This window comes from Brevibacillus antibioticus (assembly GCF_005217615.1).
Taxonomy (GTDB): domain Bacteria; phylum Bacillota; class Bacilli; order Brevibacillales; family Brevibacillaceae; genus Brevibacillus; species Brevibacillus antibioticus.
Map to the genome: position 1 here is coordinate 5451296 of NZ_SZNK01000001.1, position 22777 is coordinate 5474072.

General features: G+C 47.4%; 17 protein-coding genes and 1 riboswitch. Of the genes, 13 read left to right on the forward strand and 4 right to left on the reverse strand.

Going from position 1 to position 22777, the window contains the following annotated elements; genetic code table 11:
- Nucleotides 1–3: 3 nt before the first annotated feature.
- A riboswitch (cyclic di-GMP riboswitch) is annotated at nt 4–85 on the forward strand.
- Nucleotides 86–344: 259 nt separating this feature from the next.
- Together E8L90_RS26305 and E8L90_RS26310 are read left to right on the forward strand one after the other, a co-directional pair.
- A complete protein-coding gene (locus E8L90_RS26305; RefSeq protein WP_137032126.1) occupies nt 345–896 on the forward strand; it encodes a DUF5317 domain-containing protein in 552 nt (183 codons plus the stop codon).
- Complete coding sequence (locus E8L90_RS26310; RefSeq protein ID WP_137032128.1) at nt 880–2214, forward strand: HD-GYP domain-containing protein; 1335 nt, start codon at nt 880–882, stop codon at nt 2212–2214. The genes E8L90_RS26305 and E8L90_RS26310 overlap by 17 nt, the downstream gene beginning before the upstream one ends.
- A gap of 28 nt (nt 2215–2242) precedes the next feature.
- Here the strand turns inward: E8L90_RS26310 and E8L90_RS26315 are convergent, their stop codons facing one another.
- Complete coding sequence (locus E8L90_RS26315; RefSeq protein WP_137032130.1) at nt 2243–2782, reverse strand: histidine phosphatase family protein; 540 nt, start codon at nt 2780–2782, stop codon at nt 2243–2245.
- Nucleotides 2783–3068: 286 nt separating this feature from the next.
- Here E8L90_RS26315 and E8L90_RS26320 point away from each other — a divergent pair, with 286 nt between their 5' ends.
- Both E8L90_RS26320 and argH read left to right on the forward strand, forming a co-directional pair.
- Entirely contained in the window at nt 3069–4328 is a 1260-nt protein-coding gene (locus E8L90_RS26320; protein WP_137032132.1) for an argininosuccinate synthase, read from the forward strand.
- On the forward strand, nt 4325–5770 hold the full coding sequence (gene argH, locus E8L90_RS26325; protein WP_137032134.1) for an argininosuccinate lyase: 1446 nt from the start codon (nt 4325–4327) through the stop codon (nt 5768–5770). Before E8L90_RS26320 ends, argH begins: the two co-directional genes overlap by 4 nt.
- Before the next feature lie 59 nt (nt 5771–5829).
- On the opposite strand, the gene E8L90_RS26330 is transcribed toward argH, so the two are convergent.
- Nucleotides 5830–6741: an acetamidase/formamidase family protein gene (locus tag E8L90_RS26330; protein WP_137032135.1), complete on the reverse strand. Its 912-nt coding sequence runs from the start codon at nt 6739–6741 to the stop codon at nt 5830–5832.
- A gap of 79 nt (nt 6742–6820) precedes the next feature.
- Here E8L90_RS26330 and E8L90_RS26335 point away from each other — a divergent pair, with 79 nt between their 5' ends.
- Nucleotides 6821–7192 (forward strand): GerAB/ArcD/ProY family transporter, encoded by a 372-nt coding sequence (locus E8L90_RS26335; RefSeq protein ID WP_244297390.1) that lies wholly within the window; start codon nt 6821–6823, stop codon nt 7190–7192.
- A 428-nt stretch (nt 7193–7620) separates the two neighbouring features.
- Here E8L90_RS26335 and E8L90_RS26345 read toward each other — a convergent pair whose 3' ends face one another.
- Nucleotides 7621–8778, reverse strand: coding sequence for an iron-containing alcohol dehydrogenase (locus tag E8L90_RS26345; RefSeq protein WP_137033620.1), 1158 nt, complete (start codon nt 8776–8778; stop codon nt 7621–7623).
- 336 nt (nt 8779–9114) lie between these two features.
- On the opposite strand from E8L90_RS26345, the gene ftsE reads away from it, so the two are divergent.
- The 6 genes from ftsE to E8L90_RS26375 all read left to right on the forward strand — a co-directional run bounded on the left by ftsE (nt 9115) and on the right by E8L90_RS26375 (nt 16693).
- Complete coding sequence (ftsE, locus tag E8L90_RS26350; RefSeq protein WP_137032139.1) at nt 9115–9801, forward strand: cell division ATP-binding protein FtsE; 687 nt, start codon at nt 9115–9117, stop codon at nt 9799–9801.
- On the forward strand, nt 9791–10687 hold the full coding sequence (gene ftsX / locus E8L90_RS26355; protein WP_137032140.1) for a permease-like cell division protein FtsX: 897 nt from the start codon (nt 9791–9793) through the stop codon (nt 10685–10687). The genes ftsE and ftsX overlap by 11 nt, the downstream gene beginning before the upstream one ends.
- 31 nt (nt 10688–10718) lie before the next feature.
- Nucleotides 10719–11921 (forward strand): murein hydrolase activator EnvC family protein, encoded by a 1203-nt coding sequence (locus E8L90_RS26360; protein ID WP_137032142.1) that lies wholly within the window; start codon nt 10719–10721, stop codon nt 11919–11921.
- Nucleotides 11922–12013: 92 nt separating this feature from the next.
- On the forward strand, nt 12014–13483 hold the full coding sequence (locus tag E8L90_RS26365; RefSeq protein ID WP_137032144.1) for a S41 family peptidase: 1470 nt from the start codon (nt 12014–12016) through the stop codon (nt 13481–13483).
- A gap of 15 nt (nt 13484–13498) precedes the next feature.
- On the forward strand, nt 13499–14860 hold the full coding sequence (locus E8L90_RS26370; protein WP_137032146.1) for a PDZ domain-containing protein: 1362 nt from the start codon (nt 13499–13501) through the stop codon (nt 14858–14860).
- A 132-nt stretch (nt 14861–14992) separates the two neighbouring features.
- Nucleotides 14993–16693 carry a hypothetical protein gene (locus E8L90_RS26375; protein ID WP_137032147.1) on the forward strand — a complete coding sequence of 567 codons (1701 nt, stop codon included), beginning with the start codon at nt 14993–14995 and terminating at the stop codon, nt 16691–16693.
- 64 nt (nt 16694–16757) lie between these two features.
- Here E8L90_RS26375 and E8L90_RS26380 read toward each other — a convergent pair whose 3' ends face one another.
- Nucleotides 16758–17690 carry a flagellar hook assembly protein FlgD gene (locus E8L90_RS26380; RefSeq protein ID WP_137032149.1) on the reverse strand — a complete coding sequence of 311 codons (933 nt, stop codon included), beginning with the start codon at nt 17688–17690 and terminating at the stop codon, nt 16758–16760.
- A gap of 180 nt (nt 17691–17870) precedes the next feature.
- Between E8L90_RS26380 and uvrB the strand changes: the two genes are divergently transcribed.
- Both uvrB and uvrA read left to right on the forward strand, forming a co-directional pair.
- On the forward strand, nt 17871–19847 hold the full coding sequence (gene uvrB / locus E8L90_RS26385) for an excinuclease ABC subunit UvrB (protein WP_137033622.1): 1977 nt from the start codon (nt 17871–17873) through the stop codon (nt 19845–19847).
- 15 nt (nt 19848–19862) lie between these two features.
- Nucleotides 19863–22730: an excinuclease ABC subunit UvrA gene (gene uvrA, locus E8L90_RS26390; protein ID WP_137032151.1), complete on the forward strand. Its 2868-nt coding sequence runs from the start codon at nt 19863–19865 to the stop codon at nt 22728–22730.
- Nucleotides 22731–22777: the final 47 nt, after the last annotated feature.

A 22777-nucleotide genomic window follows, 5' to 3' on the forward strand; every position in this document is an offset into this window, starting at 1 on the left:
TAAAGGTAGGAAAGAAGCGAAGAAGTACGGACTGTATCTGGTCGCTTGGTCCGTATGGAGCCAGTAGCGAATCCAACTTTTTCCGTAATGGAAAAGGAAAGGGGAGCAGGGGCTGTACTTGGTCGCTTGGCCTCTGCATCACGGACAGTAGCGAAGCCAGCTTTCTCCACTATGCCTGAAGGGGGGAAAAGAAAATGAAAAAATGGTTCGCGGCAATTATGATGGTGGTAGCAATCGTAGCAGCTACTTCTGCAAACTACAACATTGGGTAATATTGGATACGAATAAAACACCGCTTGTAACAAGAGTGGTGTTTTTCTCTAATATTTTGGGGGAATACCTTTATGCTACTTGATGTGATTGGTTTATCGTTTGTAATTGCTCTATTAAGAGGAGGAAGGATTAAAGAGTTTCCGAAGTTTCATAAACTCTCTCTGCTCTTTATTAGTATAGCCCTACAAGCTCTTTCAGCGCTCTATCCCCCGGCAGGAGGGATATTCGTATCAATCTCTTATGTATTCATACTAGCCTTTCTATTGTTCAATCGCCAATCTGAGGATATACGTATCTTCATGATGGGCTGGTTTTTGAATTCATTGGCTATTTGGACAAACAATGGAAGAATGCCGATTGATTTGGAACAAGCGAAAAAGCTGCCTTACGATCTTACTCCGGTTATCAATGGGACGAATTTTAAACACAGTATTTTGACTGAGAGTACAAATTTGCCGTTTTTAACAGATGTCATCTACATGCCTTCCATTATTCCAAGGGTAATCAGCATAGGCGATATTTTTATTATGCTAGGTGCGTTTTTATTAGTACAACGCTTAATGAATAAGCCAATCTCACTATTACAACTTCGAGAAGGAAAAAACTATGCAACGAAAAGTTGAGTTTGGATCAACAATGAAAAAAATAGTGGTGACTTGGATTTTTCCACTAGCGGCGTTAGTGATTTTTTATGATTCGTTGTCTGATTGGGAGCCAAGAGAGCATTGGGGAGTTTTGTTTGCGTATACATTACTCACCATCTTTTCTACGTTCGCTCCTATACGGACGTTGAACACCATATTGACACTAAACAATGCAGTTATTTTTTCTGGTATTCTCCTCTTTGGGGCCTGGGTAGGTGTTTGGTCGGCCGTTGTTGAAACGTTGATACTGGCGTTTCTAATCAGGGCCAACCCGATAAAGGCTTTGGCAAATATTGGACAGCTGGTGCTAACGATTTGGTTTGTCGATCTCTTCAAAAACTCTATAGGCAATGTACCAGCTTCCACGATGATAACGGATCTACTTTTAGCTGTATCGTATTGGTTTATTAATATAATCCTATGTGGTTTAGGGATTTCTTACTTTTTTAAGACGAACTGGTTTACAACCGTTCAGAAAATGGCAAAAGGAACAACGCTCACATACCTTTTGCTCATGGTAATGGTGGGAATCGGATCTCGGCTGTTTGAGACATATGGATTATACACATTAGTTCCCATGATGGCTGCTTTTATCACGATGAGTTTTGTATTCCATCAATATTACGATAGTATGAATAAGCTCCAACAAAAAGTGGAAGAAGTCAAAACATTCAACCATAAGTTTTTGACTGCCATGGCGGCTTCTATTGATGCGCGTGATCGTTACACGAGTGGTCATTCCCAACGAGTGGCTCACTGGGGAAGAGAAATTGCCAAGGATATTGGTTTGTCTGCTACAAAAGTGGAAGAAATTTATGTTGGCGGTCTTTTGCACGACATTGGAAAAATCGGCATCGAAGACGAAATTCTCAATAAAAAAGGAAAGCTGACCCCGGAAGAGTATGACAAGATCAAGCAGCACACGGTCATTGGCTACGAAATTATTTTGCAAGCAGGGATGTTCAATGAATTGCTTCCTGCGATCCGTTCCCATCATGAACGAATAGATGGAAGGGGATATCCGGATGGTTTAGCCGGGGATGAGATTCCACTGATGGCGAGAATTTTAGCCATTTCAGACGCTTTTGATGCGATGGTCGCGGACAGGCCATATCGAAAAGGTTTGCCTGTGGAGGAAGCGCTTCAAGAAATCAGAAGGGGCTCTGGTACCCAATTTGATCCGATATTGGCGGAGCATTTTATCAGAATCGTTCAGCGACTGCCGTACGAAGAGTTGCAAAGCATTATCGGTATAGAGTCCATCCCACAAAAACAGTTACAGGAGGCAATAAGATGAGGTGCCCCTTGTAACTGTTTTTATTCGTTTACGACCAGATGCGGACGAGCTCTCTGGTTTCTAAATGGCAGGTAAGCTTGAATACATCTGGATTGCTTAATTTCTCCCAATCGTGAAAGCCAAAGCGGTCATCCATTGATTTCATGAGCAAGGCCAGCAGGCATCCGTGGCTAACAAGGACGATATCTTTATGCTCGTCTGCCAAAATCTCAGTGAGCAACGAATTTGCCCGGTTGATAGCAGTGAGACTGGATTCGCCTCCTTCGAGTTCAAGCGTCAGGTCATCGAACGTATCGCGTAATCGCTCGAACCAATCCTCACGTGGTACTCCGCTAAGGACGCGCTCGATCAAACGCGTGTCTTCTTCAACCACGATGCCACGCTCCTGTGCAAGAGGCCGGATGGTAGCAATCGCTCGATGATACGGACTCGAAATGATTCGATCAATGGGGGAGGCTGTGAAGAAGGTGGCAAGCTCCCGAGCTTGCACTTCTCCCTTTTCCGTAAGCAGGGCTTCGGGTTCTTGGCCAGCAGCCTGACAATGACGTACCAAATAAATTGTTTTCATAATCCCTCCAGCGGAACTTCTTCTCTGTAATTCCTCCTTTCACTCATTCTCTATCTTGGACAAGTTTCCCTTTCAACCTTGCAACCTTGCAACATTTATGCATAAACGGATGATGAGTATGCATAAAAGCAAGATGCGCTTTATGCGAGAAATGTATAACCTCTTATGCATCCCTGTTTTTGTCTGCGAATTCACAAAAAATATACAAGAAAAATAGTTGTATTTTTATTAGTTCGTTTGTATAATTACTCGCATGAGAGAAACTTCGAAACGGGGAGAGAGAATGATGGCAAAAGATAAAATTGTGTTGGCCTATTCAGGCGGTTTAGATACATCGGTAGCAATTAAATGGCTGCAAGATACGTATAACTACGATGTCATTGCAGTTGCATTGGATGTAGGGGAAGGGAAAGACCTCGATTTCGTACAGAAAAAAGCATTGCAGGTAGGGGCGTTGAAATCAATCGTAGTGGATGCAAAGGATGCATTCGCAGAGGAATTCGTATTGCCAGCTCTGAAGGCAAACGCCATGTACGAAGGCAAATATCCATTGGTGTCTGCACTGTCGCGTTACCTGATTTCGCGCGTGCTGGTTGAAATCGCAGAAAAAGAAGGTGCGGTAGCTGTCGCACACGGTTGCACAGGAAAAGGAAACGACCAGGTACGTTTCGATGTTTCCTTTACAGCGCTGAACCCGGATATCCAAATCGTGGCGCCGGTGCGGGAATGGGGCTGGACGCGTGACGAAGAGATCGAATATGCGAAAAAGAACAATATCCCGATCCCAATCGATCTGGACAATCCATATAGCATCGACCAAAACCTCTGGGGCAGAAGCTGTGAGTGTGGTGTTCTGGAAGATCCATGGGCAGCTCCTCCAGAAGGTGCATACGATCTGACGAAGTCGATCATGGATGCTCCAGACGAGGCAGAAGAAATCGAAATCACGTTCGTACAAGGGAAGCCAATCGCATTGAACGGCGAAGAGCTCCCACTGGCTGAGCTGATCCTCAAGCTGAACAAAATCGCTGGAAACCATGGCGTAGGCCGTATCGACCATGTGGAAAACCGTTTGGTGGGCATCAAATCTCGCGAAGTTTACGAGACACCGGCTGCGACTACCTTGATTTTGGCTCACCGTGAGCTGGAATTCTTGACGCAACCTCGTGAGGTCGCTCAATTCAAACCAATTGTCGAGCAAAAACTGGCGCAAGTGATTTACGAGGGTCTCTGGTATTCGCCCATTCGCAATGCTGTCCAGGCATTCATTGAAGAAACGCAAAAACACGTATCGGGTGTCGTACGCGTGAAGCTGCACAAAGGACATGCGATCGTTGTGGGTCGCACCTCTGCATCGTCTCTCTACAGCCATGAGCTGGCGACTTACAATGCAGGAGATCAATTCGACCACAAAGCAGCACTTGGTTTCATCAAGCTGTGGGGTCTGCCTACCAAAGTATACGCACAGGTAAACGAGGGTGTCCTGCACGAAAATAAAAACACCGCGATTAAGATTTTGGATGAAAAGGATGCGATTAAGCAATGAAACTCTGGGGAGGACGCTTCACGAAGCCGACAAATCAACTCGTAGAAGAGTATACCGCTTCTATTTCTTTCGACCAGAAAATGTGGCGACAGGACATCGTTGGAAGCCTGGCTCATGTTGCCATGTTGGGCAAGTGCGGTATCCTGCCGATGGAGGAAGTAAGACAGATCATTGCTGGTTTGAAAAAAGTAAAAGAGAAAATTGAGCGCGGGCAAGCTGAGTTTCTCGTTGCGCACGAAGATGTGCATATGAATATTGAAAAGATGCTGATTGAAGAGATCGGTCCGTTGGGGGGCAAACTCCACACCGGCCGTAGCCGCAATGATCAGGTTGCGTTGGATATGCACCTGTACCTCAGAGAAAAGCTGATGGAGATTATCCAATTGGCGATGTATTTGCAAGAGGCATTGCTTGAGAAAGCGAGCCAGCATCTCGATACCGTCATGCCAGGCTATACACATTTGCAGCGTGCGCAACCAGTATTGTTTGGCTATCACCTGATGGCGTATGTGTCCATGCTGCAACGTGATATCGAACGGATGACCGAGACGTGGAAGCGTGTAAATGTGCTGCCGCTGGGCGCTGGTGCCCTCGCAGGTACGACATTCCCGATCGACCGCAGTTTTGTAGCGGAATTGCTGCAATTTGACGGTATCTATCAAAACAGCATGGATGCAGTGAGTGATCGCGACTTCATCGTCGAATTTTTGGCAGACGGCTCTTTGGTCATGACCCATCTTTCCCGTCTGTGCGAAGAGCTCGTCATCTGGAGCAGTCAGGAATTCTCCTTTGTGGAGCTAGACGACGCATTTTGCACGGGGTCCAGTATCATGCCGCAAAAGAAAAATCCTGATGTGGCTGAGCTAGTTCGCGGAAAAACAGGGCGTGTTTACGGCAATCTGTTTGGATTGTTGACCGTATTGAAAGGTTTGCCGCTGGCGTACAACAAGGACATGCAAGAAGATAAAGAGGGCATGTTCGATACGGTAGCTACCATTCATGGTGCACTGGCGTTGCTCACACCGATGATTAAGACGATGCAAGTCAAAGCAGATCGCATGCGTCAAGCAGTTACCAACGATTTTTCCAATGCGACAGACTTGGCAGATTACTTGGTTCGCAAAGACATGCCGTTCCGGCAGGCGCATGAAGTCGTAGGGAGAACCGTCTTGTACTGCATCGAGCAGCAAAAATATCTTCTTGATCTGACCTTGGAAGAATTCCAAAGCTTCTCAGAGGCTATTGGGGCAGATGTGTATGACGCTCTAGCTGTTGAGACCGTTGTCAATGCACGCAACGTGCTGGGTGGGACCGCTCGCAATCAGGTAGAAGTCCAAATGGATTGGTACCGCAAGCGACTGGTAGAAACACATGCTTGGGTAGATAAAAACAGTCAAAAGGTCATGATTGAATCCTTGATCGATGTCGGTTCACCTGCATAAATACGGACATGTAGGAATAGCAAAAACCCCAAGGCTTTGGGGTTTTTTGCGTTCCATCCTTATCTACCGACTATTTTCGAATCAAAGCCTAATGCGGTTGCGTACGCAAGAGGCAACTCCATGCGGGCTGTCTTTAAAGGATCGACGACCTGACAGATACGCAAATCTCCCGCAGCGGAGAGCAGGAAGGTGGCTTCGGCCTTTTCTACGCCCAGCTCTTCGTGTAGAAATTGTACCATGTTGATGACCGCTCGATCTGCAGCCTTGTCCAGCTCTTTTTCTGACGCAATCGTGATCAGGTGTTCTTGGTTGACTGCCATCGGTAACGGCCATTGCTTTCCTTTTATTACATCGAGCTTTACGGTTACTTCCCCAGCTATTTCTACACCACATACCGCTACTTCACCGTCAGCCATTGCGGCATGAAGGTCACCTAGGGCAAATAATGCGCCGGGAACATTTACGGGTAAAAGCAATGTAGTACCTTCACGCATTTGCTTGCAGTCCATGTTGCCGCCGTGATCGCCTGGGGTACCGCATGAAATGGCTGCTTCGGCAGGAGCTGTTCCAATTACGCCAATCATGGGATTGATCGGAACCTGAAGCTTGTCTGACAAGACAGCTTTTCCATCTTGTATCGGAATCATTTTGATCACATTTTCATGCAGGTCGAATCCCATTACACCCAGTTCTGGTCCACTAACCATTACGCCTTGGTTTTTAATCTCAATTTTCTGAATATGAATAACCAAAATATCGCCTGGTTCTGTTCCTTCTATATAAATAGGGCCGGAAGCAGGGTTGATCCGATTCCAGTCAAGCTCATGAAACACGGTGTCAGCTGATTGGATTTGGTCATTGAAGCAATCGCAGGTTTCAAACGTTACGATACTGCCTGCTTCTACCTTCAAGACCGGCTCATTCTCAGGAGACATGGCATAAATCACGTCCTGCTTTTTTACTCTGTACATGGTTGCAGTCCTCCAGTCCATTTCGGAACTTACCTATATTTCTTTATCATAGCATGAAATGCCAAAGCGGGGAGCAATCATGCAAGAGAGCTACAAGATCCGTCCCCGTCAACTATTGATGCTCGTTACCCTGGTTACCATTGGGGACTCCGTTCTCGTACTGTCCGGTGCCGGCCTTTCTTTTTTCAGAGCTGGTCATTTTTATGGCGGTTCTTCCGTTTGTCTCGCCCATCCAAAAACGGATGAGATATTTTTTCTGGGTACGTTGCTTGGGGGAATTGTGCTGTTCATCATCATGTTGATGTGCATCCTTGTTTTGGGGGCAGACCAGACTGCGCGGCATTTTTATCAGACCTATGTTCTCATCAAACAGCTGAAGCTCGGGGATTTCATTCAGCGGCTAGAGGCGATTATTGCGGTGATCTGGTTTATCGCGGTGAGCTACTTATAGCTTCGGTGTACCGTTGGTGCTTCTGTGTGGGTATGCCATTCGCAAAAGGGTCCTGGGTCAGAAATCTCAAGCTTAATCCGTAGCGAAAGGTCTTCATGTAAGATTTATGGCTCGTCCATTTGTACCACTTGTTTTCGGTTGAAAAGCGATGTAGTCTTCATCCTGATAATCCCAGAGGTATCCTTGCGCGACATCCCCGATCCCTAGAACAAATCGATTTGCATCGCGTTGACCCCATTTGTCATTACTATGTTCATTTGTTTCTGTTTCCCAATACGATGCAGCAAATACAGAGGATGCTACTGTCAATACCAATGATGATAATTGTAAATATATAATTTAACATTATTTCCTGATAAATGACAAAAACAGAAGCAACTGATTAGTTATATAATCAATTGCTTCCAACAGTCGATTGATTGGATGTTTTACAAACTTAATCGAAGAATCTGTGCCACATCGTCACTCGTCAACGTCTTAAACTGGCCAATCGGACCAAAGGGAGTGGCCTTTTCGGCCATGAGCTGCAAGTGCTCATCGGTGATGGCGTAATCAGCCAATCGGGTCGGGGCACCGATCTGCGCAAAGAAAGCTTCTGTAGCGGCAATCCCTTCCAAAGCGATCTCATTATCTGTCTTGCCGGAAGGATCGACATTCCATACCTCTGTTGCGAAGCGAACGAAGCGCGCGACGTTTTCATGGTACACATAGCGCATCCATTTCGGGAAAATGATCGCCAGACCGCCACCGTGCGGGATGTCGTAAACAGCACTGACAGCATGTTCGATGGAGTGGGTTGCCCAGTCAGTTGTGACGCCAACCGGGAGAGTGCCGTTCAATGCCATTGTTCCGCAGTACAGGATGTTGGCGCGGGCATCGTAGTCTTCGGGATCGGTGAGGACGCGTTCTGCATTTTCGATGACGCTCTTCATGATCGACTCGGCAAAACGTGTTTGCAATGGAATTTCGGTTGTATGTGTGAAATACTGCTCGAATACATGGGACAAAATGTCGCTGATTCCGTAGATCGTTTGATCGCGAGGTACGCTAAACGTATGCTCAGGATCTAAAATCGAAAACGTCGGAAACGTTGTGCCAGCGCCATGCTTTTCTTGTGTCTCCCAGTTAGTGACGACACTTCCCCGGTTCATTTCAGAACCAGTAGCAGCAAGTGTCAGTACGGTACCGAGGGGCAGAGCTTCTTGGGCGATCGCTTTACGGGTATAAAAATCCCATACATCTCCCTCGTAAGGCACACCAATCGCGACTGCTTTGGCCGCGTCGATTACACTGCCACCACCTACAGCGAGTATCCAATGGACGCCCTCTTTGCGGCATAGTTCAATTCCTTTGTTCACGGTACTCAGACGTGGATTTGGCTCCACTCCTGCCAACTCATGCACGCGGCAGCCTGCAGACTGGAGGAGAGAAATCACTTTGTCGTAAAGACCGGTTCGCCCTATACTGCCACCACCATATACCAAAAGAACAGTGGGACCTAGCTGTCTTGCTTTTTCCTCGAGCTGGGCCAATTGACCCCGTCCAAAAATCAGTTGTGTCGGGTTATGGTAAATAAAATTTTCCACGGTATAACCAGCTCCTTTTTTTATCATGTCCTCTTGTCACACTCATTGTAGCCAACTGTTTTCAAGGAAGCTAGGCGGGAATGTGTAATCTTATTTTCTCCCTAATTCGTTACAGTTGTTAACAAGCGAAGCTGTTTCGACAAGAAATGAGAGATTTAGTGGATACCATCCTTGAATCGTGGTGGTATAATGGATAAGATGGGAAATCCCACTGTTTTTCAGCAAGGTATGGCAGCGGTTGCTAGTGGGTAGAGGGGTTTTGTCGATTTTTACGCAAACAAAAATTCAAGATCAAGATACATAGAGAAGGATCTGACGAAGTAGGATGTGATTGGTTTGATCGAAATGTTCGATGTGTGGAAAACATACCCGAATGGAACGAATGCTTTGAAAGGTATCAACATTCGGATTGAGAAAGGTGAATTTGTGTACGTAGTAGGCCCCAGTGGAGCGGGTAAATCTACGTTTATCAAGTTGATGTACCGTGAAGAGAAGCCTTCGAAAGGGCAAATCTTCTTGGGTGGATTCAATGTCAGCAGAATTAAGGAGCGCCAAATTCCAGTGGTTCGCCGTAGTATCGGTGTCGTATTCCAAGACTTCAAGCTGTTGCCGACACTGACTGTTTTCGAAAACGTGGCATTTGCCATGGAAGTAATCGAGAGCAATCCAAAACAAATCAAGCCGCGCGTGATGGATGTTTTGGGACTCGTGAAGCTGAAGCATAAAGCGAAAATGCTGCCAAATGAGCTGTCTGGCGGTGAACAGCAACGGGTTGCCTTGGCGCGAGCATTGGTGAATAGCCCCGGAATTATCATTGCGGATGAGCCGACGGGGAATTTGGACCCAGAGACCTCTTGGGAAATCATGAAGCTATTTGAAGAAATCAATCAGCGAGGAACCACAGTCGTAATGGCTACCCACAACCGAGAGATTGTAAACACGATGAGAAAACGGGTTATTGCGATTGAAGCAGGACAAATCGCCCGTGATGAGCAGAGAGGGGAATACGGTTATGAAGATTAGGACGCTGGGGCGCCATGTCCGTGAAGGGGTCAAAAACCTCGGGCGGAACGGCTGGATGTCGTTCGCTTCAATTAGTGCCGTGACCATTACTCTCTTTATATTGGGAGTTTTTCTCGTATTGGCGATGAACGTCAATTTCTTTGCTAAATCGGTAGAAAAACAAGTGGAAATTAGAGTATTCATGACTGATCTTACTTCTAAGGCAGATCTTGAAAAGTTTGAACAAACAGTTCGTAGTCTGCCCACCGTTGAGTCTACAGAATTTGTTTCCAAAGATGAAGGGTTGAAACAATTGAAGGAAAGCATGGGAGATAAAGCTTACCTTTTTGCCGGATTGGAAAAAGGTAACCCGCTTCCTGATTCTTTTGTGGTAAAAACGAAACTTCCTCAGGACACACCCATAGTTGCGAATCAAATCAAAGGAATGGAGTTTGTTAGTAGCCTAAACTACGGGGAAGGAACAGTTGAAAAGCTTTTTGCTGCCACTGATACAATAAGAAATGTCGGCATTGCCTTTATCGTCGGACTTGGTTTTACAGCGATGTTCTTGATTGCCAACACGATTAAGCTGACCATTGTGGCACGTCGCAGAGAGATTGAGATCATGAAGCTGGTTGGTGCGACGAACTGGTTTATCCGCTGGCCATTCTTTGTAGAAGGTCTTTTGATGGGTGTAGCAGGAGCATTAATCCCGACCATTATGCTAACAGTTGGTTATTACTACCTTCTAGATGCGATTCACTCCAGCTTCGAAGCTTCCCAACTGTTTAAACTGTTACCGCTATTCCCACTCGTATATCAGGTGGCACTGGCATTGCTAGCAATCGGCGCATTTATTGGCATTTGGGGAAGTTTGGTATCCGTACGTCGCTTCTTGCGAGTTTAATCATTAATTTGAAGAGCGTGGGAGGAGTATCATGAGAAAGAGAATCCTGCTAGCACTCGTAATCACTGGTCTTGTGATCAGTTCTGTGGTCCCGGCGAATGTGAGCTTGGCAGCGCCTAGTAAGGCCTCTTTAGACAAGATTAATCGGGAGCTAAAAGAAATCCAGAAGAAGAAGAAAAATCAGCAGCAGCAAATGAAGAAGACTGAGCAACAGATTAATATTGTGCAAAAAGAGAAAAAGGGCTTGGAAACGCAATTGATGCAAATTGATTTGCGCCTCAATGAGACACAGAAAAAGCTGGACAAGCTTGAAGTACAAATGCATGATACGACGGAAAAAGCAGCGCAAGCTCAGGATCAGCTGGATGAGGCAAAAGACCGTGTAGCCAAAAGGGATAGTTTGCTAAGAACTCGTGTGAAGGCGATGTATGAACGCGGTCCAGTCTCCTATTTAGACGTACTTTTCGGCTCTTCTGACTTTGGGGACTTTTTAACACGTATACAGGCCTTGAATCTTATTTTGGAGCAGGACACGCGTATTTTGGAAGATAACATCCGCGATAAAGAAACAATTGAGACCAAAAAGAAGGAGATTGATCACCAACTGACTGTCTATTCAGGAATGCTCGATGACGCAGAGGAGCTTAAGGCTGATTTGGACAAGCAGCACAAGCAAAGCATGGTGGTCAAGGCTGAATTGGACAAGAAAGAATCCGCCCTTCAAGAAGATTTTGTTCAGTATGGACAGGAGCTTTTGACGATCACTAAAATGGAATCAGCTAAATACGCCGAGCGGGTACGAGCAATGAGTTCCTCCAGTACAGCCTACAAGGGCGGAAAGTTTGCTTTACCAGTAGCGAGTGGTCAATTTACCTTCACTTCTGGTTTCGGTGTACGAAAGGACCCGTTTACGGGTAGATCTGCTGGGCATAATGGTTTAGATATGGCAGCACGAAAAGGAACTACAATCATGGCTGCGGCAGAAGGAATAGTGATCTATGCCGGATATTCCAACGGCTACGGGAATACTGTAATGATCAAGCATAACGCGGAATATACCACCCTGTATGGTCATATTCGGGAGGGCGGTATCAAGGTGTCTGTTGGCCAGTCCGTATCGAGGGGCCAAAAGATAGCGGAGGTAGGCTCTACCGGTCGCTCAACTGGGAATCACGTGCATTTTACCGTCTATAAAAACGATGTTGAGGTCAACCCAATGCCGTACTTGAAGTAGACCCTCGTGCGACCAGACAAATATTGTGAACGGAACATGCATAAACTAGCAGCATATCTTTTTCCGGTAGCACAAAGGATGGTGACGTAACAGTGAGATGGAAAGGACGTACCGTAATCGCGCTTGTACTCATCTCGATGGTAGCCAGCAGTTTTATTACGATGGCGATCATGAAGACATCGGCTAGCGCCAGTTCGAGTCAAGGTGGGGCTTTAACAGCATCCAGCATGGCGCTGTTTTCTGGGAGCGGAGATTATCCGAAAGAGTTCCAGAAGCTGTACGAGGCGTTTTCAACAATCAAGAAAGATTACATCCAAAATGTCACCAATGAGCAGTTAGTAGAAGGTGCAATTGGCGGAATGGTCGGGTCGCTCGAAGATCCGTACAGTGATTACATGGACCCTCGTTCTGCTGAGGAGTTCACATCTACCCTACACTCGACTTTCCAAGGGATCGGGACAGAAGTAACGATGCAAAATGGTCGGGTAACGGTTGTTTCGCCATTCAAAAACTCTCCAGCGGAGCGTGCGGGGCTGCGGCCAAACGACCAACTTTTGAGCGTAAATGATGAATCCCTTGAAGGTTTGGACCTCCATCAGGCAGTGACGAAGATTCGCGGTCCAAAAGGAACGAAGGCGGTTTTCAAAGTAGTAAGGGCCGGAGTGCCAGAGCCTCTTACCATCGTGTGTGTGCGTGACGATATTCCGATTGAAACGGTAAACAGTCAGATCATCGAGAAGAACGGTGTTAAAGTAGGCATGATCAACATTACCCAATTCTCTACAGACACAGCTAAGCACTTCAAGGAACAGCTAGCTGCTCTTGAACAGAAGGGGATTGGCGGTCTGGTAATTGACGTTCGGGGCAATCCGGGCGGGTATTTGCTGGCTGTGAAAGAAATCGGAGAAATTCTTGTACCGAATAAAGGCAAGATCGTACAGATCGAGTATGGAAATGGCGGACAGCAAAAAGAAGAGTATTTCTCGACTACAGAAGCTGCTAAGCCTTATCCAATCGCGGTACTGATTAATGGCGGAAGCGCCAGTGCATCGGAGATTCTCGCGGGTGCTCTGCGGGATAGTGGCAACTACAAGCTGGTCGGTGAGAAGTCCTTTGGTAAGGGAACCGTTCAGAGTACAATGGAAATGAACGACAAGAGCCAACTGAAGCTAACCATTGCGAAGTGGATCACGCCGAAGGGTGATTGGATCCATAAAAAAGGCATTACGCCAGACTTTGCAGTCAAGCAACCAGACTATTTCAACGCAACTCTGTTGCCGGCAGATAAAGTATTGCAGCGGGACATGGCTGGCACTGACGTGAAAAACCTGCAGCTCATCCTGAAAGGCTTGAATCTGTCCCCAGGAAGAGAAGATGGCTATTTTGATGAAAAGACAGAAGAAGCAATCAAGCAGTTCCAAACCTCCAGCAAACTTGAGCTAACTGGTAAAGTGGACGCGAAAACACGCTCTTCGCTGGAAGAAAGTCTGCGTAAAACGATGACGAAGCCAGAAAATGACCTGCAATTGCAAAAAGCTCTGGATGTAGTCACGGGCAAGTAATGAATAATCAAGAAAATGGAAGCAGGTAATTCCCTGCTATCCGTAGAAATGATAACCACGGCAAATCAAATGCCGTGGTTTTTCTTTCTTTTAGTTGAGGTGAGGCAATTGGCGATACAGGCAGATATGCTTACCATTGCATATGGCTTTGCCGCATTTTTTATCAATCCTGTCTTCTATCTCTTTCTGGTTTTTATTTATTTGCATTATCGCAGACAGATGAACCTGGAAAGACAGCTTTTTTCTGCACGCATTCAGTCCCCCTTGCTCTCGACGATACGGGCTGTAGGAATGGGCTTGGTGGGAGGCTTGCTTATTTCTCTTCTAAGTGCAGGACTCGGCGTGGTCGTGCAAGCACAGGATTTGTGGATACTATGGGGATTGGCGTTCATTTTAGCGCTGATTCGTTTACGATTTCTCTGTTTCGCATATGCTGCAGGGATTTTGGCGATTTTACACGCGATCACACAGGTCATTCCACCGGTTACGGATGTCCCTGGATTGAGCTATGTCTGGGAAATGATTCGTCAGGCGAAGCCTTTGCCGTTGCTTGCGTTAGTTGCGGTCATGCATCTGATTGAAGCGATGCTCGTACGCTGGAATGGCGGGCGGGACGCTTCTCCGCTCTTCGTGGAAGGGCAGCGTGGTCGGATTGTCGGTGCCTATTTGCTTCATTCTTTTTGGCTGACGCCAGTCGTGCTGTTCGTACAGATGGAGCCAGGTGCTATCAGTGGTGCGTTGTATCCAGGCTGGCCGTTCTTTTCGCCAGAAGCCGCTTCATTCGGACTGATGCTTTTGCCGACTGTGACCGGATTCTCTGATATGACACAAACGATGACTCCGTATAGAAAAGCAATGCAGGTTGCGAAAAATTTGACGCTGTATGCGCTCATTTTGCTGGGTTTATGCGCTCTGACTGTATGGTTTTATCCGTTGATCTTGCTGGCCGCGGTCTTTGCACTATTCGGACATGAGGCGCTGTTTTTCTGGAGTCAGTATCAAGAAAGAAAGCGTTCGCCTTATTTCATCCAGTCTTCGCGTGGAGTAAAAGTAATGGGTGTCATTCCGGGTACGAGAGCTGAGGAGATCGGTATTGCGCCCGGTGAGATTATCGTAAAAGTAAATGGCATTTCGGTGCGGGAAAAAGAAGATTTATATCCAGCATTACAAGCCAATCCTGCCTTTTGCAAAATGGAAGTACTCACGCATGAAGGAGAGCTGAAGTTCGTACAGTGTGCCGTCTATGCGGGCAATCACCACCAACTGGGGATCATTGTGGTTCCGGATGCAAATACCCGTGCATTTGTTGATTTAAAACGCGCCAGTGTAGTCGAGCTGATCAAGCAAAAGCTGGAGAAGCTGAATGTAGGAGCATAAGGATAGGTAGGGAGAAGGTATGCAGTCAAAAAGTGCATACCTTCTTTTTTTTCGATAAAGGCTTGTCTATTTGGAAACTTACTGGTGGCTGTTTCGTCTCAATGAAGGAGGAAAAAAGAGGGAGTTGGTTCGGTGTTCCATGTAAAAAGAACGGTCTCGTGGTTTTTGTCGGGTGCATTAGCTACCGCAACAATTTTTGCCGCCCCTTTATCAGGAGTAGGCGTAACGAGTCCTGTGACCATAGCGCAGGCTCAATCGGTTGTGGCTGTGCCGATGCATGTGACGAAAGGTGTCCAAAAGCTAGTCAAGCTTTTACCGGAGCTGTCTTCGCGCTATGTCGTTTACGGTGGCGATGTGGATGGACCTGGTGTTAGCGGGGTGGTGGTCACGTTTGCACAGTCTGCTACTGAGGCTGAATCTTCCATGGATGATGCGATTTTTGACGGACAAACAGGGGAGCTGCTCAGACTGAATCTTACGTCAAAAGCAGCAACGAAGCCTGCCTACCCGACTGAGCAGCAGGCCAAAGCACGAGCGCTTGCTTTTGTCGCTGGTTTGCAGGGAACAGGTGCAGGTAATACCTACCAAGCGAGAGCGGTTTATAAAAATAAGGATTTATTGACGGTTCGACTGGTGCGAATCCTGAATAATGTGGTGCTCGATGACGATTATGATTGTCTCGTCAGTTTTGATGCATCGGGAAGAATCGTTTGGTTTTCCACGTTTGATGGTAGGCTATACGAAAAAGTAAGTCCCTCTTCACTCCCATCTCCGCAGCGAGTCATCTCCTCCGAACAAGCTGTACGAAAGTGGCAAGAAAACCGGCCATTGGAGCTTGTTTATTTATTGCCCATTTATAATCAGAGCGATCAGGTAGAAGCAAAGCTCGCTTATGTCCTGAAAAATGGAGTCATAACGCAACAACATACAGGTAGTGCATTGGATGCCTTCAGTGGCAAACGATTGGTAACACCGAATTCCCGAGCGACAACCACTCCGTCTCAGACTATCAATGTGACTGGAACAGGTGAGACGTGGGTAGCGCAAACAGAGACGCAAGCGCGTGATATGTTACGCATGTTGTTTAAAATCGAAACAGAAAAGCTACCGCTGTCCATCTACGAGGCGAGTTACGATGATAGGCCAGCCCTTCGTTATTTCATATGGGGAAATTTTGGTGAAGGGGTTCCCGATGCTGACAAGATATCTCGAATGGCTACCTTTCCTGAGGGAAGTAGTAACGGCGAGCAGCATCATCTCCTCGTGACAGATGCAAAAACTGGTGAACTGCTTGAATTCTCCACAAAGGTGAACAATCCGCAATGGTCTAACGTGAAAACAGATAAGAAGCGGGAGCGGATGCAAGCGGAAAAGCTATTAAATAGACTGACTCCATCTGGAAGCAATCAGATCCAAGTAACGGAGAATGGAGATGAAAGGTACATCTCGATCATAGCTGATCCCCTTGTGAACGGTATTTCGGTTTATGGGACCAATCAGAGTGTGGAGAACGGGATGTATACGATTCGAATCGATTCATGGACAGGTACATGGGAGCAAGTGAGCATAAACAAACCGGCTAGTATCAAATACCCGGCCCGTTCGCAAGCCCTTAAAGAACAAGTGGCCATGAACCGTCTACTGCAATCCTATCCACTTGAGTTGACCTACATTCACCAGCCAGATTATAAGAAAGACACAATTACCTGGAAGCTCGGCTATGACCTTTCGTTTCGCCAAACTCGCTCGCATTGCTTCTGCGGGGGAGAATTTAAAGTAGATGATACGTTTTATGTGGATGCGATAACCGGAAAAGTGATCGTAAACGAATAGGACCCTGCATAAGAAAAAGCCGCCTTCTCCGATTTCGAAGATGTGCGGCTTTTTGTATAGGATTTTAGGCAGTTGCTTCGAATCCTGTGATTTGATTGAGACCAACTTTTTTATCATCCTGGAGGACGAATTCGACTACTCCGTTTTTCATGCTGACAGCTTTGACCACTCCGGTAAGAGGCGTATTGGCAGTGGTGCCGTCCGGATTTGTCTGAGACTGATTGTACGTGATGTTGTAACCGATCATTTGCGCGTAGGCAAGGGAGTTGCCCATTGTTCTGTTTTCAGGTTTCACCGTCATGCCTACGATTTCTTCGGCTTTTACGGTTGATCCATTATCCAGTTGGAACTGTGCGGTACCGTTTTTGGTGGTAAAGCCAGTGATGACGCCATTCAAGATTTCATCAACCTTGGAAATGTCATTTGTGGTAGCTGGATTGCCATCCCGGTCGACTTCCTTTGTTACTTTATAGGAAATCTCACGACCGATCATTTCCATGTACTTCACGCTGTTATCGAGCGTATTACCCGCCAGACCTTGCGATTCCAGTCCAGAGACGTCTGCCAGCGGAATCGGTGTCGATTCGCCTGCGATACGGAAGTAGATTTTGCCTTGATCCATGTAGACGGCATCAAGTACGCCTTCTTTCTTCTCCGTCTTCGTTTCTCCGGTCATCTCGTCTTTTGTAGTGAGGGAATACGAAGCTGTACGACCTACCAGCTTTTCATACTTATCCAAAGTGACCATGCTGTTGTTCGATTGCTCCATCAGCGTGGTCATTTTTGTAATTTTTTCTACCATGGTCAGCATACTTGTTTGCTGGATGAACTGAGAGTTGTCCATGGGGGACATAGGGTCCTGATGCTTTAACTGCTCCAGCATGAGCTTCATAAAGGCGTTTTGGTCGAGCTCGGTGGAGAATTCTTTTTTGCCTTTATAGCTCATATGCGGTTGTATATAAGGGTTATTTTTGACGGTTGTTCCGTTATCTGACATGTCAATCCTCCCTGAAGGTGGCGAGTCTATCTGTGTATGTTTGTACTTCCTTCATCATATATCGGAAAAATCGGTGGAAAGATGAAGACAAACGTTTGTTCGAATTTTGGGCTTAAACTAGCCGGAATTGTGTTATAATGGAAGTAGAAACAGTCATGCTATGAGGAGATGAACGAGGGAATGGAGCGTTTTGAATTGGTATCGGAGTTTCAACCGTCCGGTGACCAGCCGACCGCCATTGCCGAACTGGTGGCAGGGTTACAGGCTGGCAAGAGACACCAGACATTGCTGGGGGCGACGGGAACGGGAAAGACTTATACGGCTGCCCAGGTAATTGCTCAGGTGAACAGACCGACACTCGTGATGGCCCACAACAAAACTCTGGCAGCTCAGCTATGTGCAGAGTTTAAGGAGTTTTTCCCGAACAACGCGGTGGAATACTTCGTCAGCTACTACGATTACTATCAACCTGAAGCATACATTCCCCAATCGGATACGTTTATTGAAAAAGACTCGAGCATCAACGAAGAGATCGACAAGCTCCGTCACTCGGCTACCAGTGCGCTGTTTGAACGCCGAGATGTGATCATCGTCGCCTCCGTCTCCTGCATTTACGGATTAGGTTCACCAGAAGAGTACCGTGAACTGCTCTTGTCTTTGCGTGTTGGCATGGAAAAAGGACGAGACGAGATTTTACATCGTCTGGTGGATATCCAGTACACACGCAACGACATCAACTTTACACGTGGTACGTTCCGCGTGCGGGGTGACGTGGTGGAGATTTTTCCTGCCTCACAGAGTGAGCAGGCGATTCGCGTAGAATTTTTCGGAGATGAAATTGAGCGGATTACTTCGATTGACGTACTGACTGGCGAGATTTTGGGACAGCGTGATCACATTGCGATCTTCCCTGCCTCCCACTACGTGACGCGCGAGGAGAAAATGAAGCTGGCTGTCCAAAGCATCGAGGCCGAGCTGGAAGAAAGATTGAAAGAATTCCGTGATGCGGGCAAGCTCTTGGAAGCACAGCGACTGGAGCAACGTACACGGTACGATATTGAGATGATGATGGAGATGGGCTTTTGCTCCGGGATCGAAAACTACTCACGCCATCTGACAGGACTGCCTGCCGGGCATGCTCCGTATACCTTGCTGGATTACTTCCCAGAAGATTTTATCGTCATGATGGATGAGTCGCATATGACCTTGCCGCAGGTTCGAGGGATGTATAACGGTGACCGCGCACGGAAGGATGTACTGGTCGATCACGGATTCCGTCTGCCTTCTGCACGCGATAACCGTCCACTCAAGTTCGAGGAGTTTGAAGGAAAGCTGAAACAAGCGATCTACATTTCAGCTACGCCTGGTCCTTATGAGCTGGAGCACAGTCCAGAAATGGTGCAGCAGGTGATTCGTCCGACAGGCTTGATTGACCCAACAGTTACAGTACGTCCGATCAAAGGACAGATTGACGATTTGATTGGGGAAATTCAAGCCACGATTGCGAAAAATGAGCGGGTTCTCGTCACGACTCTGACGAAGAAAATGTCTGAGGATTTGACGGACTATCTGAAAGAAATCGGAATCAAGGTCCGCTATCTTCACTCGGATATTAAAACGATGGAGCGGATGCAGATTTTACGTTCATTGCGCTTGGGTGAGTTTGACGTGCTGGTCGGGATCAATCTCTTGCGGGAAGGTCTAGACTTGCCGGAAGTATCGCTTGTGACGATTTTGGATGCAGACAAGGAAGGCTTCTTACGCAATGAGCGCTCGTTGATTCAGACGATCGGTCGGGCTGCGCGGAACGCAGAGGGACGCGTGATCATGTACGCGGACAAAATGACAGATTCGATGGCCTCTGCGATTCGAGAGACAGAGCGTCGGCGTTCCATTCAGATGGCGTACAATGAAGAGCACGGCATTACACCACAAACCGTGAAAAAGTCCGTCCGCGAAGTAATCGAGGCGACCAAGGTAGCGGAGGAAAAAGCAGATTACTTGCCACATGCAGATTTCAAAAAAATGCCGAAGAAGGATCGCGTGGCTGTCATAGAACGGATGGAAGAAGAAATGAAGGAAGCGGCACGCAACCTCATGTTCGAGCGCGCGGCCGAATTGCGTGATTTGATTCTTGAGCTGAAGGCGGAACTCTAAGGAGAGGTTTTTTTCATGCCATTAGAACATATTGTCGTAAAGGGTGCACGTGCCCACAATTTGAAAAATGTTGATGTAGTCATTCCGAGGGACAAATTCGTCGTTCTGACGGGTTTGTCTGGCTCGGGTAAGTCCTCGCTCGCTTTTGATACGATTTACGCAGAGGGACAACGACGCTATGTCGAGTCTCTGTCCGCATACGCCCGTCAATTTCTCGGGCAGATGGACAAGCCAGATGTGGATTCGATTGAGGGACTTTCCCCTGCGATCTCGATTGACCAGAAAACGACGAGCCGCAACCCTCGCTCCACGGTAGGGACGGTTACGGAAATCTACGACTATTTGCGCCTTTTGTATGCGCGTGTCGGAAGAGCGGTTTGCCCGGAGCATGGTATCGAGATCCAATCCCAGACCATCGAACAAATGGTCGATCGACTAATGGAGTATCCTGAGCGTACGAAAATGCAGATTCTAGCTCCCATGGTACAAGGACGCAAGGGAGAGCACGTCAAGCTACTCGAGGACATCCGCAAGCAAGGCTTCGTCCGCGTGCGGGTCAATGGTGAAATTACCGATTTGTCCGAAGACATCAAGCTGGAAAAGAACAAGAAGCATAACATCGAAGTTGTCGTTGACCGGATCGTCGTGAAGCCGGATGTACAGGCGCGTCTGGCAGACTCCTTGGAAACGGCACTTCGTTTAGCGGATGGCAAGGTCATCGTCGATGTAATGGAGCAAGAAGAGCTGCTGTTCAGTGAAAAGCATGCTTGCGCGGTATGCGGATTCTCCATCGGAGAGCTGGAGCCGCGGATTTTCTCCTTTAATAGCCCGTTTGGTGCTTGCTCGGAGTGCGATGGATTGGGTGTCAAGCTGGAGGTAGACCCGGATATGGTCGTTCCCGATGCGACGAAGACGCTCGATGACGGAGCGATTGGTGCATGGGAGCCGAAGACTTCGACTTACTATCAACAACTGTTGGAATCAGCGTGCCGTCATTTTAACATTCGGATGGATGTACCATATGAGGAGCTTACGGCAGCGCATAGACAAATTCTGATGTACGGTAGCGAGGGCGAAAAAATTCACTTCCGCTATGAGAACGAGTTTGGGCAAGTGCGTGAGGCAGTCGTACCGTTCGAGGGTGTCGTTATTAACCTGCAACGGCGTCATCTGGAGACGAGCTCGGATTACATCCGCGAGCAAATCGAAGGCTTCATGAGCCAAAAGGCGTGTCCTGTCTGCAAAGGTCAACGTTTGCGTCAAGAGAGTCTGGCGGTTAAGGTCGGGGAGCGCAGCATTTCCGAGTTGACTATACTGTCGATTCTCGATGCGCATCAGTTTGTCGATGGCCTGGAACTGACAGAGCGGGAAACAAAGATCGCGAACCTGATCGTAAAAGAAATCAAGGCGCGATTGAACTTCTTGATTGATGTCGGACTGGATTACTTGACGCTGAGCCGTGCGGCGGGAACACTGTCCGGTGGAGAAGCGCAGCGGATTCGACTGGCTACGCAGATCGGTTCTAGTCTGATGGGCGTTCTCTACATTTTGGATGAGCCGAGTATCGGACTGCATCAGCGGGACAACGCTCGTCTGATCAAGACGTTGGAGCATATGACTAAGCTGGGGAATACATTGATCGTCGTCGAGCATGACGAGGATACGATGATGGCCTGCGATTACATTATCGATATTGGACCAGGTGCTGGCATACATGGCGGTCAAATCGTAGCGGCAGGAACTCCAGATGAAGTCATGAAGGACCCTAACTCCTTGACTGGTGCCTATTTGAGCGGGCGCAAATTCATCCCTGTTCCGATGGAGCGTCGCAAGCCTTCAGACAAATGGATCAAGATTGAGGGCGCGAAGGAAAACAACCTGAAAAACGTCACTGCGAAGCTTCCTCTAGGCGTTTTTGTTGCCGTAACAGGTGTATCTGGCTCAGGGAAAAGTACGCTGATCAATGAAATCTTGCAAAAGACTCTGGCTCGCGATTTGAATAAGGCAAAGGTGAAGCCAGGGGAGCATCGCCGCATCCTGGGGTTGGAGCATCTGGACAAGGTGATCGACATCGACCAGTCTCCAATTGGACGTACACCACGTTCCAATCCGGCGACATATACAGGTGTCTTTGACGATATTCGCGACCTGTTTGCTTCCACCAACGAAGCCAAAGTGCGCGGCTATAAAAAAGGTCGCTTCAGCTTTAACGTTAAAGGCGGCCGTTGTGAAGCGTGCAGTGGTGACGGAATCATTAAAATCGAGATGCACTTTTTGCCGGATGTGTATGTACCTTGCGAAGTTTGCCACGGCAAGCGCTACAACCGCGAGACGCTCGATGTGAAGTACAAAGGCAAGAGCATTGCTGATGTTTTGGAAATGACGATCGAGGATGGGGTAGAGTTTTTCCGTAATTTGCCGAAGATCGAGCGCAAGCTGCAAACCATCGTAGACGTAGGATTGGGATATATGAAGCTTGGGCAGCCTGCTACTACGCTCTCTGGCGGGGAAGCACAACGTGTCAAGCTGGCCTCCGAGCTGTATCGACGTAGCACAGGACGTACTCTGTACATTTTGGATGAACCGACAACCGGTCTGCATACGGACGATATCGATCGTTTGCTAAAAGTACTGCAACGATTGGTGGAAAACGGGGATACCGTGCTGGTCATCGAGCACAATCTGGATGTCATCAAAACGGTGGATTACATCGTGGATTTGGGGCCAGAGGGTGGTACCCGTGGCGGAGAAATTGTCGGAACGGGAACACCAGAAGAAGTGGCAAAAATGGAAGGCTCTTATACGGGTATCTATTTGAAGCCGATTTTGGAACGCGACAGAGAACGGACGAATGCCAAGCTAGAGCAATTCGTTTCGAAGTAATCGAGTGACTGCCTCCCTGATTCAGGGGGGCATCTTTGCTAAGTGAA

Bases quoted from the DNA above. Each gene is read 5' to 3' on its own strand.
- E8L90_RS26320 (WP_137032132.1), top strand. From the start codon at position 3,069: ATGGCAAAAGATAAAATTGTGTTGGCCTATTCAGGCGGTTTAGATACA.
- uvrA (WP_137032151.1), top strand. From the start codon at position 19,863: ATGCCATTAGAACATATTGTCGTAAAGGGTGCACGTGCCCACAATTTG.
- uvrB (WP_137033622.1), top strand. From the start codon at position 17,871: ATGGAGCGTTTTGAATTGGTATCGGAGTTTCAACCGTCCGGTGACCAG.
- E8L90_RS26315 (WP_137032130.1), bottom strand. From the start codon at position 2,782: ATGAAAACAATTTATTTGGTACGTCATTGTCAGGCTGCTGGCCAAGAA.
- E8L90_RS26310 (WP_137032128.1), top strand. From the start codon at position 880: ATGCAACGAAAAGTTGAGTTTGGATCAACAATGAAAAAAATAGTGGTG.
- E8L90_RS26330 (WP_137032135.1), bottom strand. From the start codon at position 6,741: ATGTACAGAGTAAAAAAGCAGGACGTGATTTATGCCATGTCTCCTGAG.
- E8L90_RS26360 (WP_137032142.1), top strand. From the start codon at position 10,719: ATGAGAAAGAGAATCCTGCTAGCACTCGTAATCACTGGTCTTGTGATC.
- argH (WP_137032134.1), top strand. From the start codon at position 4,325: ATGAAACTCTGGGGAGGACGCTTCACGAAGCCGACAAATCAACTCGTA.
- E8L90_RS26305 (WP_137032126.1), top strand. From the start codon at position 345: ATGCTACTTGATGTGATTGGTTTATCGTTTGTAATTGCTCTATTAAGA.
- ftsX (WP_137032140.1), top strand. From the start codon at position 9,791: ATGAAGATTAGGACGCTGGGGCGCCATGTCCGTGAAGGGGTCAAAAAC.
- E8L90_RS26380 (WP_137032149.1), bottom strand. From the start codon at position 17,690: ATGTCAGATAACGGAACAACCGTCAAAAATAACCCTTATATACAACCG.
- E8L90_RS26370 (WP_137032146.1), top strand. From the start codon at position 13,499: ATGGAAGCAGGTAATTCCCTGCTATCCGTAGAAATGATAACCACGGCA.
- E8L90_RS26335 (WP_244297390.1), top strand. From the start codon at position 6,821: ATGCAAGAGAGCTACAAGATCCGTCCCCGTCAACTATTGATGCTCGTT.